Origin of the sequence: Citrobacter sp. Cpo065 (assembly GCF_030332805.1) — a bacterium.
Taxonomy (GTDB): domain Bacteria; phylum Pseudomonadota; class Gammaproteobacteria; order Enterobacterales; family Enterobacteriaceae; genus Citrobacter; species Citrobacter portucalensis.
This window is the reverse complement of record NZ_JAOWHC010000034.1, coordinates 294495-306315: the sequence shown is the minus strand read 5'-3', so window position 1 is coordinate 306315 and position 11821 is coordinate 294495. Positions and strand designations below refer to the sequence as shown.

13 protein-coding genes are annotated in these 11821 nt (G+C 52.3%); 8 read left to right on the top strand and 5 right to left on the bottom strand.

Annotation, left to right across the window (positions count from 1 at the left end; translation table 11 throughout):
* Positions 1 to 59: 59 nt before the first annotated feature.
* Positions 60 to 386 (bottom strand): YnfA family protein, encoded by a 327-nt coding sequence (locus tag OGY68_RS17625; RefSeq protein ID WP_057068708.1) that lies wholly within the window; start codon positions 384 to 386, stop codon positions 60 to 62.
* 153 nt (positions 387 to 539) lie between these two features.
* Here OGY68_RS17625 and OGY68_RS17620 point away from each other — a divergent pair, with 153 nt between their 5' ends.
* The gene (locus OGY68_RS17620) at positions 540 to 881 is read left to right on the top strand and encodes a DUF1283 family protein (protein ID WP_003032382.1); all 342 of its coding nucleotides are present in this window, start codon (positions 540 to 542) and stop codon (positions 879 to 881) included.
* 35 nt (positions 882 to 916) lie between these two features.
* A complete protein-coding gene (speG, locus tag OGY68_RS17615; protein ID WP_003832900.1) occupies positions 917 to 1477 on the top strand; it encodes a spermidine N1-acetyltransferase in 561 nt (186 codons plus the stop codon).
* A gap of 5 nt (positions 1478 to 1482) precedes the next feature.
* Here speG and OGY68_RS17610 read toward each other — a convergent pair whose 3' ends face one another.
* Complete coding sequence (locus OGY68_RS17610; RefSeq protein ID WP_081305663.1) at positions 1483 to 2193, bottom strand: YnfC family lipoprotein; 711 nt, start codon at positions 2191 to 2193, stop codon at positions 1483 to 1485.
* 102 nt (positions 2194 to 2295) lie between these two features.
* Here OGY68_RS17610 and OGY68_RS17605 point away from each other — a divergent pair, with 102 nt between their 5' ends.
* From OGY68_RS17605 to clcB, 6 genes are all read left to right on the top strand, one after another.
* Positions 2296 to 2604 carry a DUF1161 domain-containing protein gene (locus OGY68_RS17605; protein WP_008784729.1) on the top strand — a complete coding sequence of 103 codons (309 nt, stop codon included), beginning with the start codon at positions 2296 to 2298 and terminating at the stop codon, positions 2602 to 2604.
* 148 nt (positions 2605 to 2752) lie between these two features.
* The gene (gene ynfE, locus OGY68_RS17600) at positions 2753 to 5191 is read left to right on the top strand and encodes a selenate/tellurate reductase subunit YnfE (protein ID WP_057068704.1); all 2439 of its coding nucleotides are present in this window, start codon (positions 2753 to 2755) and stop codon (positions 5189 to 5191) included.
* A gap of 10 nt (positions 5192 to 5201) precedes the next feature.
* The gene (locus tag OGY68_RS17595) at positions 5202 to 5819 is read left to right on the top strand and encodes a DMSO/selenate family reductase complex B subunit (RefSeq protein ID WP_286579721.1); all 618 of its coding nucleotides are present in this window, start codon (positions 5202 to 5204) and stop codon (positions 5817 to 5819) included.
* Position 5820: 1 nt separating this feature from the next.
* Positions 5821 to 6675, top strand: coding sequence for a dimethyl sulfoxide reductase anchor subunit family protein (locus tag OGY68_RS17590; RefSeq protein WP_057068699.1), 855 nt, complete (start codon positions 5821 to 5823; stop codon positions 6673 to 6675).
* 42 nt (positions 6676 to 6717) lie between these two features.
* Positions 6718 to 7332 carry a Tat proofreading chaperone DmsD gene (gene dmsD, locus OGY68_RS17585; RefSeq protein ID WP_057068697.1) on the top strand — a complete coding sequence of 205 codons (615 nt, stop codon included), beginning with the start codon at positions 6718 to 6720 and terminating at the stop codon, positions 7330 to 7332.
* Positions 7333 to 7451: 119 nt separating this feature from the next.
* The gene (gene clcB, locus OGY68_RS17580) at positions 7452 to 8741 is read left to right on the top strand and encodes a voltage-gated ClC-type chloride channel ClcB (protein WP_057068714.1); all 1290 of its coding nucleotides are present in this window, start codon (positions 7452 to 7454) and stop codon (positions 8739 to 8741) included.
* On the opposite strand, the gene bioD is transcribed toward clcB, so the two are convergent.
* From bioD to ynfL, 3 genes are all read right to left on the bottom strand, one after another.
* Positions 8697 to 9392 (bottom strand): dethiobiotin synthase, encoded by a 696-nt coding sequence (gene bioD / locus OGY68_RS17575; protein WP_020996409.1) that lies wholly within the window; start codon positions 9390 to 9392, stop codon positions 8697 to 8699. The two genes, clcB and bioD, sit on opposite strands and share 45 nt — an antisense overlap.
* A 125-nt stretch (positions 9393 to 9517) precedes the next feature.
* On the bottom strand, positions 9518 to 10738 hold the full coding sequence (gene mlc, locus OGY68_RS17570; protein WP_003832888.1) for a sugar metabolism global transcriptional regulator Mlc: 1221 nt from the start codon (positions 10736 to 10738) through the stop codon (positions 9518 to 9520).
* Positions 10739 to 10866: 128 nt separating this feature from the next.
* Positions 10867 to 11766 carry a multidrug efflux transcriptional activator YnfL/SxtR(Kp) gene (gene ynfL / locus OGY68_RS17565; protein WP_032943386.1) on the bottom strand — a complete coding sequence of 300 codons (900 nt, stop codon included), beginning with the start codon at positions 11764 to 11766 and terminating at the stop codon, positions 10867 to 10869.
* Between the last annotated feature and the right edge of the window lie 55 nt (positions 11767 to 11821).

The following is an 11821-nucleotide window of genomic DNA, read 5'->3' as shown; positions in this document are numbered from 1 at the left end:
GAGCTACTACCATACAAGTATGAAGATCAAAAAAGCGCTGTTTGATCACAAAAAAGGCGCTATGCGCGCCCCCATCCAGCGACAATGATCAGCATGCCGCACAACGCCACCAGCGCGCCAGACCAGTCATATAAACTGAGTTTTACACCATCGACAATACGTAGCCATAGCAGCGCGGTCACCACGTAAACACCGCCATAGGCTGCGTATACACGCCCGCTGGCTGCCGGATGCAGTGTCAGCAACCAGACGAATAAAGCCAATGACACCCCGGCGGGTATCAGCAACCAGGCTGTAACTCCTCGCTTAAGCCAAAGCCAGGGTAAAAAGCAGCCAATGATTTCGCATAACGCGGTGATGAAAAAAAGAAATGTGGTCTTAAGCATTGATGTTTTTCAGTTACCTTCGGTTTAACCATGATACGACAGAATCTCGTTAGCGTATCCATATCCACCGGGTGGGTATGCCCGCAAACTGGAATAGTGTAGAATTTAACCCTGTTTTATCGTTTTTACCCTTTCCCATAAAAGGAATTCACCATGAAAATTACACTGACCAAACGCCTGTGCCTGACGGCTATGCTGACGCTGGCTGCGGCTGTGTACACCTCTTCCGCATTTGCTGAAACCAGTAAACTGGTCATTGAATCCGGAGACAGTGCGCAAAGTCGTCAACAAGCCGCAATGGAAAAGGAACAATGGAACGATACGCGTCAGCTTCGCCAGAAAGTCAATAAACGTGCAGAGAAAGAGTGGGACAAAGCCGATACGGCCTTTGATAGCCGTGATAAGTGCGAGCAAAGCGCTAATATTAATGCGTACTGGGAACCTAACACCCTGCGCTGCCTCGACCGCCGAACTGGCCGCACCGTTGCCCCATAATCATTGCACTTTGAAGGATATTGAAAGGATACGATATGACTAGCGCCCTCAGTGTTAAGTTGCGCCCGCTGGAGCGTGAAGATTTACGATTCGTCCATCAGCTTGATAATAATGCCAGCGTAATGCGCTACTGGTTCGAAGAGCCTTACGAAGCGTTTGTTGAGCTGTCAGACCTGTATGACAAACACATCCACGACCAAAGCGAACGCCGCTTCGTGGTGGAGTGCGACGGTGAAAAAGCCGGGCTGGTGGAATTGGTTGAAATTAACCATGTACACCGCCGGGCCGAATTCCAGATTATTATTTCGCCGGAATATCAGGGGAAGGGTCTGGCCTCACGGGCAGCAAAGCTGGCAATGGACTATGGCTTTACCGTGCTCAACCTCTATAAGCTGTATCTGATCGTCGATAAAGAGAATGAAAAGGCTATCCACATTTACCGTAAACTCGGTTTTATGGTGGAAGGCGAGCTGATCCATGAGTTCTTTATCAACGGCCAATACCGCAACACTATCCGCATGTGCATCTTCCAGCAGCAGTATCTGGCAGAACACAAAACGGCAGGCCCTAACCTGCTGCAACCTACCGCTCAGTAAAGCGATTAGTAGTAATCGATCGTGTTTTCAATCTTGTAATGATGTTCAACTGCCGGCTTCACGCTCTCATCAACGATAACAAGCTGGCAGTTGATCGGATTTGCGTATTCATCGTATTTGCACGTTTGTTTGACATTGCCTAACGGATGATTGTTGAGCAGACTCACCGCGGTGTAATCTAACTTCTTCAATGGGTCAACCGACGGTTTAGCATCAACCTGCAAAGTACTGTCCTTACTGACGGTTGTTTTGCCCAGCGGGTAGCCTTCGGCATCATATCGATACTGCACCTTCATCTCTTTCCCCGTGGCGGAAACGACAAAACCGTTATCGTCGGTATCCCACACCACACCTGCAGCAGGCAGTTCCGCCAGTTGGCATTTGCCCTGTAAACGGATCCGTTTTTCCAGCGTTTCGGCATCCCGATAGTAGTTAGCATCCAGGACCAGCGCCATACCGGTATTGTTTTCGATATCGTGCAGTTCAAGTGTATCGAAACACCCTTCCTGTGACAGGGTACCAGCGACGCGCTTGGTGACCTCACCTTTGTCGTTGAGCAGCGTCTGACTGAAATCTTTCACCGGCCCGCGCAGCGGATCGAAATCAAACTCATTGGAAAAACTGGCCATTTCCGGCGTAAAGGAAACCAGCCCTTTGGCGTTATCACACCCGACCAGCACGACACACAGGAAACCTAACAGGGTCTGTTTCTTCACATTTTTCACCGGGATAAGAAGATAATTCTCAATCATATTAGCAAATACAGTTATTTACACCAGAAATGCTAATCTTAGTCTATGTCGATCATAAAGGAGCTGATGATGAAATACGTAACAGGAATTGCCGCGATCTTACTGGCAGTTGCATCCCCACAGGTTCTGGCCGCACCTGCGTCATGTGAACGCGTGAAAAGCGATATCGAGCAGCGCATCATCAATAATGGCGTCGCAGAGTCCAGCTTTACGCTGAACATTGTCCCCAACGATCAGGCCGATCAACCTGATTCGCTGGTGGTAGGACATTGTGCAAACGATACGCACAAAATTCTCTACACCCGGACTAACAGTGGAAACGCCCCTGCCAACAGCTCGCCTGCACAGGACGGGCACGTCGCCGAACCGCAATAAATCATACCCTCCGTACGCGGAGGGTTACTCCAGTTTGATATGCATTAAGATGCCATACTCATAAATGGGTAAACTCACTCTATTATTAGCATGCTATTAATTTCGCTGTAGAGATTAATATATAGCGATAACTATAATGGAGTGAGTTATGTCTGATACTGAGCAATATGGAGGCATTAGCCGCAGGATGTTAGTGAAATCCTCGGCTATAGGTTCGTTGGCGCTTGCCGCTGGCGGGTTATCGTTACCTTTTGGGATGCGCACCACAGCTGCTGCGGTACAACAGGCGATACAACCGGCTGAAGAGAAAGTGGTTTGGGGCGCTTGTTCCGTGAACTGCGGCAGTCGTTGTGCCCTGCAACTCCACGTCAAAGATGACGAGGTCGTATGGGTGGAGTCTGATACGACCGGAGACGATATTTATGGTCAGCACCAGGTGCGTGCCTGTTTACGTGGACGCTCAATCCGTCGACGGATCAATCATCCGGATCGTCTCAATTATCCTATGAAGCGCGTGGGCAAACGCGGTGAGGGTAAATTCGAACGCATAACCTGGCAGGAAGCGCTGGATACCATCAGCACCAGTTTAAAAAATACCGTACAAAAATACGGTAATGAGGCCGTGTACATCAACTACACCTCTGGCATTGTCGGCGGCAATATTACTCGCTCCTCCCCTTATGCCTCGCTGGTCGCTCGATTGATGAACTGCTATGGCGGATTTCTGAGCCATTACGGCACATACAGTACCGCACAAATCGCGGCGGCAATGCCTTACACCTACGGCTCAAATGACGGCAACAGTACCTCCGACATTGAAAACACGAAGCTGGTGGTGATGTTCGGCAATAACCCTGCCGAAACGCGCATGAGCGGCGGTGGCATAACATACTTCCTTGAGCAGGCCCGCGAGCGTTCTAACGCCCGCATGATCGTCATCGACCCGCGTTATACCGATACCGCTGCGGGTCGTGAAGATGAGTGGATCCCTATCCGTCCGGGAACCGATGCCGCACTGGTGGCGGGAATCGCCTGGGTCCTGATTAACGAAGATCTCGTCGACCAGGCATTCCTTGACACATATTGCGTCGGTTATGACGAGAAAACCCTACCCGCTGACGCCCCCGCTAACGGACATTACAAGGCCTATATACTTGGCAATGGCGATGACGGTGTCGCTAAAACGCCCCAATGGGCCTCGCATGTCACAGGGATCCCGGCCGAGCGCATCATCAAACTGGCACGAGAAATCGGTAGTACAAAACCGGCGTATATTTGTCAGGGTTGGGGTCCACAACGTCAGGCTAACGGCGAACTGACTTCGCGCGCGATCGCAATGCTGCCAATCCTGACCGGCAACGTTGGCATCAACGGCGGCAATAGCGGTGCACGAGAATCAACCTACACCATCACGATTGAACGCATGCCGCTGCCGGATAATCCCATCAAGACCCAGATATCATGCTTTAGCTGGACCGACGCCATCGCCCGGGGTCCGGAAATGACCGCAACCCGCGATGGCGTGCGCGGGAAAGATAAGCTCGATGTACCGATTAAATTTATCTGGAACTACGCGGGTAACACCATTACTAATCAGCACTCAGATATCAATAAAACGCATGAGATCCTTCAGGATGATACGAAATGCGAAATGATAGTGGTCATCGAAAACTTCATGACATCCTCGGCGAAATATGCCGATATTCTGCTGCCGGACCTAATGACCGTCGAACAGGAAGACATCATTCCTAACGACTATGCGGGCAACATGGGATACCTCATTTTTATTCAACCCGCGACGTCACCGAAGTTCGAACGCAAACCGATCTACTGGATAATGAGCGAAGTCGCCAAACGCCTTGGCAATGATATCTATCAACGGTTTACGGAAGGCCGTACTCAGGAACAGTGGCTCCAGTATCTGTATGCAAAAATGCTGGCCAAGGACCCCGCGCTCCCTTCTTATGACGAGCTGAAAAAAATGGGGATCTATAAACGCAAAGATCCTAACGGGCATTTTGTCGCTTATAAAAAATTCCGCGACGATCCGCAGGCCAATCCGCTCAAAACACCGTCTGGAAAGATTGAAATTTACTCCAGCAGGCTGGCGAAAATTGCCAACACATGGGAGTTGCAGAAGGATGAAGTAATTAGCCCACTTCCCGTCTACGCCTCCACGTTTGAAGGGTGGGACGATCCCAAACGCAGCGCATTTCCGCTGCAGTTGTTTGGCTTCCATTACAAATCCCGTACGCACTCCAGCTACGGCAATATCGATGTTCTGCAGGCGTCCTGTCGTCAGGAAGTGTGGATCAATCCCGTCGATGCCCAAAAGCGTGGTATTGCAAATGGCGATATGGTGCGGGTCTTTAACGACCGCGGGGAAGTTCGTATTCCGGCCAAAGTGACGCCACGGATCCTGCCTGGCGTCAGCGCAATGGGCCAGGGTGCATGGCACGATGCCGATATGGCCGGCGACAAAATTGACCATGGCGCCTGCGTCAATACGCTGACAACACAGCGCCCTTCACCGCTGGCAAAAGGCAACCCACAGCACACTAATCTGGTCGAGATCGAGAAGGTTTAAGGACTAACCCATGACAACTCAGTATGGATTTTTTATTGATTCCAGTCGTTGCACCGGGTGCAAAACCTGCGAACTGGCCTGCAAAGACTACAAAGACCTCACTCCTGACGTCAGTTTCCGGCGGATTTACGAATATGCAGGTGGTGACTGGCAGGAAGACAACGGCGTCTGGCACCAGAACGTTTTTGCCTACTATCTCTCCATCTCCTGTAACCACTGCGAGGATCCGGCCTGCACCAAGGTTTGTCCAAGTGGTGCGATGCATAAGCGTGAGGATGGTTTGGTGGTGGTCGATGAAGACGTGTGCATTGGCTGTCGCTACTGTCATATGGCCTGCCCGTACGGTGCGCCACAGTACAATGCTGCAAAAGGACATATGACCAAGTGTGATGGCTGCCATGATCGTGTTGCAGACGGCAAAAAGCCCATCTGCGTCCAGTCCTGTCCGCTGCGTGCGCTGGATTTTGGCCCCATCGACGAACTGCGCAAAAAACATGGTGAACTGGCTGCCGTCGCCCCGCTGCCGGGTGCGCACTTCACCAAACCAAATATTGTGATCAAACCAAACGCCAATTGCCGCCCGACCGGGGATACCACGGGTTTTCTGGCTAATCCAAAGGAGGTGTAAAATGGGAAATGGATGGCATGAATGGCCGCTGGTACTGTTCACGGTGCTGGGCCAGTGCGTAGCCGGGGCGCTGATCGTCAGTGGTTACGGCTGGCTGACCGCTAAAGACGAGCTGGTAAAACAACGTATCGTTCGCAGTATGTTTTTTCTCTGGCTGGTAATGGGCATCGCCTTTCTCGCCTCGGTTATGCATTTAGGTTCGCCGCTGCGCGCGTTTAACTCGCTGAACAGAATTGGCGCATCGGCGCTAAGTAACGAAATCGCCAGCGGTTCGCTGTTTTTCGCCGTCGGTGGCCTGTGGTGGCTGGTGGCGTTTCTCGGTAAAATGCCCGCAGCGTTAGGTAAAATCTGGATGCTGTTGAGCATGTTGCTGGGCCTGGTATTTGTCTTTGCGATGACCAACGTCTACCAGATAGACACCGTCCCAACCTGGTATAACGGCTATACTACACTGGCGTTTTTCATGACGATGCTGCTCAGTGGACCGCTATTTGCCGCTCTGCTGCTGCGTGCTGCAGGTGTTTCTTTTAACGCCGCCAGATACGCCGGTATCAGCGTATTGGCTCTGCTGGTTACGGTGGCCGTTATTGTGCTGCAGGGACTGTCGCTCGGCGAGATCCACAGTTCGGTACAATCCGCCAGCGCGCTGGTTCCCGACTACGGCAGTTTACAGGTCTGGCGTGTGCTGCTGCTGGCCGCGGGTCTGGGTTGCTGGATATGTCCGTTGATCCGTCGCAAAGGACCGTCCGTTGGCGGGTTGGCGCTCGGGTTAATTCTGGTGCTTGTCGGTGAAATCATTGGCCGCGGTTTGTTTTACGGTTTACATATGACAGTCGGAATGGCTGTCGCAGGTTAACTTTCGGGTGCGGGGCAACCCGCACTGTTCAGGATTGTTTGCATGACCCATTTTTCACAACGTGACAACTTTTCTACCGCAGCGCGCGTGCTTGGCGCGCTGTTTTACTATGCCCCAGACGGTGCGGAAGCTTCGGCACTGGTCAGTGCGTTAAGAACCGATGGCTGGCAGGCGCAGTGGCCGCTTGAAAAGACAACGCTTTCGCCGTTAGTCGCTCAGTTTCAGGCTGAGGCCGATGAGTCTCTCCCGCAGGCCTGGCAACGTCTGTTTGTTGGGCCTTATGCGCTCCCTTCTCCGCCATGGGGATCCGTCTGGCTGGATCGTGAAAACGTGTTGTTTGGCGACTCCACGCTGGCATTACGTCAGTGGATGCGGGACAACGGCATCCAGTTTGCCATGCAGCAAAATGAGCCAGAAGATCACTTTGGTTCGCTGCTGCTGCTGACGGCCTGGCTTGCCGAGAACGAACGCCACACCGAGTGCGAGCAACTGCTGGCCTGGCATCTGTTCCCATGGTCATCACGCTTTCTGAATGTTTTTATCGAAAAAGCCGATCACCCGTTCTACCAGGCGCTTGGTGAGCTGGCGCGCCTGACGCTGGCACAGTGGCAATCGCAGTTACTGATCCCGGTAGCCGATAAGCCTTTGTTCCGTTAATTTCGTCACAGGCAGGAATTGTCCTGCCTGTGATGCATCCTGTTGCGCACGCTGAGCTTTTGCTTCTGTTGCCTAATAGCCGCAAAATAGAGCGTCTGAATTTTCCAGTCTGGCCACTCATGCATCATTTACATGCTTACCCTGACCTGCGTGCCATGTTCCGCCGCCTGCTGATCGCCGCGTTGATTGGCGTCCTTGCTGCGCTGGCCGTCGCAGGATTTCGTCATGCCATGCTGCTTCTCGAATGGTTGTTTCTGAGCAACAACACGGGAAGTCTGGTCAACGCAGCGACAAACCTATCGCCTTTAAGGCGTATGCTGACACCTGCACTCGGCGGTCTGGCGGCTGGATTACTACTGTGGGGTTGGCAAAAATTTAACCGTTTACGTCCGCAGGCTCCCACTGATTATATGGAAGCCCTGCAAACCGACGGACAATTTGACGTCAGTGCAAGCCTGGTGAAATCGCTGGCCTCGTTACTGGTCGTCGCCAGCGGGAGCGCCATCGGACGTGAAGGTGCCATGATTTTACTGGCGGCGCTGGCGGCCTCCTGCTTTGCTCAACGCTTTACCCCGCGTACAGAATGGAAGTTATGGATTGCCTGTGGCGCCGCTGCAGGTATGGCTGGAGCCTATCATGCCCCGCTGGCGGGCAGTTTATTTATTGCCGAAGTATTGTTTGGCACGCTGATCCTCGCCTCACTGGGACCGGTAGTGGTATCCGCCGTAGTCGCATTACTCACCACCAATCTGCTTAGCGACAGCAATGCACTGCTGTATACCGTGCACCTGTCGCGGGAATTACATGCTCTGGAATACGTTATGATTGTCAGCACCGGTCTGGCTGCTGGCATCTGCGGACCGCTCTTCATGTGGTTGATGACCGCCAGCCATAATGTATTTTTGCGCTTAAAACTCTCGCCACCGTGGCAACTGGCGCTTGGCGGGTTGATCGTTGGCCTGCTTTCATTGCTCACGCCTACGGTCTGGGGTAATGGCTACAGCGTGGTGCAGTCATATTTACTTTCACCACCGCTGCTGGCCGTGGTTACCGGGATTTTTATCTGCAAATTACTGGCGGTGCTTGCCAGCAGTGGCTCCGGTGCGCCGGGTGGCGTGTTTACGCCAACGCTGTTTGTCGGTCTGTCTGTGGGCATGCTGCTGGGTCAGGTATGGGGATTATGGCTTCCGGGCTCGGATGAAATTGCCATTTTGCTGGGATTAACGGGGATGGCCACGCTGCTGGCAGCAACCACGCATGCGCCAATTATGTCTACATTGATGGTTTGTGAAATGACCGGGGAGTATCGCCTGCTCCCCGGATTACTGATTGCCTGTGTCCTGGCGTCGGTGCTCTCGCGTACGTTACGCCACGACTCTATCTACCGACAGCACGCTGCCGAGCATTGACAGGCGGATGTACTGCGACAACTCACGCTGCTCTGCACGAGGCAGATAAGGCAGTTCACCGATCAGCGGTGCAGGTAATTTTTTACCCAGCACATCAATGATTTCCGCATAATGCGCCAGCCCCGGGTTAATGCGATTCGCAACCCAGCCAATCAACGGCAGTCCGTCGCTGGCTATCGCCTGCGCGGTGAGGATCGCATGATTAATACAGCCTTCCTGGATACCCACTACCATCAGCACCGGCAGTTGTTCCTGCACCACCCACTCCGATAACGGACGCAGATCGTTCATCAAGCTCCGCCAGCCTCCGGTGCCTTCCACGACGACGTGATCGACTTTTTCGCTAAGGCTTGCGAGACCGTTGGATAACAGGGTGTAATTGACCGGACCACTATGCGCCACGCTACTTTCATCTTCGCTTAACGCAATTGGGTTAATTGCCTCATAGGGCAGCTCGATAGATGACACACTTTGCAGCACCAGTGCATCTTTGTTGCGCAGACCTTCGGGCGTCTCTTTGCTGCCTTTGGCTACTGGTTTGTAACCTGCTACGCTTTTACCCCCTGACGCTAACGCTTGTAGTAATGCGCGGGAAACCACGGTCTTCCCAACAGAAGTGTCTGTACCTGTAATAAAGAAACGCTTCAGCATCACTAACTCCACCGTTATGCTTTGAAAATATAAGTCAGGAAAATAAAACAGTGGAGAAAGTCTAAGGTATGACGACCAGGATCAGCTTGAGATAGCGCAATTTTTCGTACAACAGTTAAAAAATGTTAACCCTGTAATAGACGAATCAACAAAGAACCGTTATACATCGCGTCCTTCACGAGCGCCGCCCCCGCCATCGTCCCCTGATTGGTAAACTGGGTACTTTCTACGACTATATGCTGACTGTAAGCCGGAAGCGCCTGCTGACGAATGCTGTCAGCGATGGTTGGGAACAAGATATCTGCCGCTTTACTGAGCGGAGAGCCAATCAATATCTTTTGCGGGTTGAACAAATTCACCATGATGGCAAGAATTCGACCGACGTGGGTCCCAACGCCGCTAATGATATCTTTCGCCAATAAATCACCCTGCATGGCCGCCAGACACAGCGCGTCTACCGTTAACGGTTGCCCATGTAGAGAAGAACTCATTGACTGCTTCAGGCGCACCTGCGCCAATTCGAGCACGCTATCTACGCTGGCGATTGTTTCCAGACAACCATGGTTGCCGCAATAGCAGCGTTTACCGTAGGGATCGACCTGCGTATGGCCAATCTCCACCAGGCTACTGCTGCCTGCATGCAGCAAATGGCCGTCAGTGATCACCCCTGCACCCACGTTATGATCGATCACCACCTGAATGACGTCGCGCGCACCGCGCGATGCGCCAAAAAGCGCCTCGGCCATCGTCCAGGCGCTGATATCGTGCTGAATATACACCGGCACGCCGGTATGGTTCTCAAGCGCTTCGCCCAACGGCATCTCTTTGACATCTTCGTAAAATGGCATGCGATGAACGATACCGTTTTCAGTATCGATAATACCGGGTAAGGTGATGGCGATGGAGGTTAAGCGCTCCAGCTTTTGCTGGTGGCGGATGAAAAACTGATCGACCTGGGTTATCACGCGATCCAGCAACGGTGTTTCGCTGACCAGCGCCATTTCAAGACAATCTTCAACCACCAGCTTGCTGCTCAGATCGCGTAGCGCCAGAAAAATCTCGCCACGACTGATACGAATGGATAAGTAGTGCCAGGCCTCCGTTTCGACAACCAGCCCAACGGCCGGACGACCACGGCTACCCGCTTCCTTAATTTCCAGCTCTTGCACCAGATGCGCTTCGAGCATTTCGCGGACAATTTTGGTAATGCTGGCAGGCGCCAATTGTGCCAGGCGGGAGAGATCAATACGCGATACCGGACCCAGCTGATCAATCAGGCGATAAACCGCACCCGCATTGGTCTGCTTAATTTGATCGATATGCCCAGGCTGACTATCAGCAACCACCACTTACTCCCTTTATTTTCGCGCTCCGAAATAATCTGCGGGCTATGGTGAAGCACTTCAATGGCTTCCGTCAACTTTTTACTTAGCCTTGTGATTTACTGCACATTTTCGCCCATTTTTAAACTAAATTAACCGCTCTGAACGGCCGCCAGAAGCTGCTCGCGAAAGCGTTGCGCGGCGTGACTTTGCTCATGATGCTTTGGCCACACTAACCACATTTCCGAGACAGCATCTTCTTCCGCTATCGGGATCCAACACATTTCATACAGCTGCACCCGTTTAAAAGAAGCAGGAAGTATAGAAACCCCTAATCCTGCGGCCACCAGCCCAATGATAGTCATCGCCTCGCCAACCTCCTGCGCAATCGTCGGTTTCAGTCCATAGCGACGCATCAGGCCCAGAATATCGTCATACAACCCTGTCCCCACATGGGGGTCAAAAAAGACAAATGGCTCATTCGCCAGTTCGGCCAACGTGACCACGGGTTTTTGCGCCAACGGATGCGCACGTGGGATCATTGCCATCAGTGGTTCATGCAGAATGATTTCACGCTCCAGCGTTTCCGGAAGCTGCGTATTACGCAGAAGTCCCAAATCCAGCGTTCCTTCATTGAGCGGGGCTATTTGCTCACGTGTGTTCATTTCACGGGTTTGCATATGCACTGCCGGGTAGCTTTGGCGAAACAGAGATAACGTATCTGAAACCGCTTTGATAAACGGCGCGGACGACGTAAAGCCGATACGCAATTCCCCTGCTTCTCCCAGATGCAAACGCTCAGCCCTGGCGGCGGCTTCATTAACCAGCCCTAAGATCTGCCGACTGTCTGCCAGAAACTGCTTTCCGGCAGAGGTCAGCGCCACGCTACGGTTAGTACGGGCAAGTAACCGGGCGCCAACCTGCTGTTCAAGGATCTGGATCTGCTGACTTAGCGGCGGTTGCGAAATGTTTAACCGCGCCGCCGCCCGACCAAAATGCAACTCTTCGGCAACGGCCACAAAGTAACGTAAATGACGCAGTTCGATATTCATATTTTTAAAATATTATTTGAGATTATTAATATATTAGACAGAATATTGTGATTTT

Bases quoted from the DNA above. Each gene is read 5' to 3' on its own strand.
- OGY68_RS17625 (WP_057068708.1), bottom strand. From the start codon at position 386: ATGCTTAAGACCACATTTCTTTTTTTCATCACCGCGTTATGCGAAATC.
- OGY68_RS17620 (WP_003032382.1), top strand. From the start codon at position 540: ATGAAAATTACACTGACCAAACGCCTGTGCCTGACGGCTATGCTGACG.
- speG (WP_003832900.1), top strand. From the start codon at position 917: ATGACTAGCGCCCTCAGTGTTAAGTTGCGCCCGCTGGAGCGTGAAGAT.
- OGY68_RS17605 (WP_008784729.1), top strand. From the start codon at position 2,296: ATGATGAAATACGTAACAGGAATTGCCGCGATCTTACTGGCAGTTGCA.
- ynfE (WP_057068704.1), top strand. From the start codon at position 2,753: ATGTCTGATACTGAGCAATATGGAGGCATTAGCCGCAGGATGTTAGTG.
- OGY68_RS17595 (WP_286579721.1), top strand. From the start codon at position 5,202: ATGACAACTCAGTATGGATTTTTTATTGATTCCAGTCGTTGCACCGGG.
- OGY68_RS17590 (WP_057068699.1), top strand. From the start codon at position 5,821: ATGGGAAATGGATGGCATGAATGGCCGCTGGTACTGTTCACGGTGCTG.
- dmsD (WP_057068697.1), top strand. From the start codon at position 6,718: ATGACCCATTTTTCACAACGTGACAACTTTTCTACCGCAGCGCGCGTG.
- clcB (WP_057068714.1), top strand. From the start codon at position 7,452: ATGCATCATTTACATGCTTACCCTGACCTGCGTGCCATGTTCCGCCGC.
- bioD (WP_020996409.1), bottom strand. From the start codon at position 9,392: ATGCTGAAGCGTTTCTTTATTACAGGTACAGACACTTCTGTTGGGAAG.
- ynfL (WP_032943386.1), bottom strand. From the start codon at position 11,766: ATGAATATCGAACTGCGTCATTTACGTTACTTTGTGGCCGTTGCCGAA.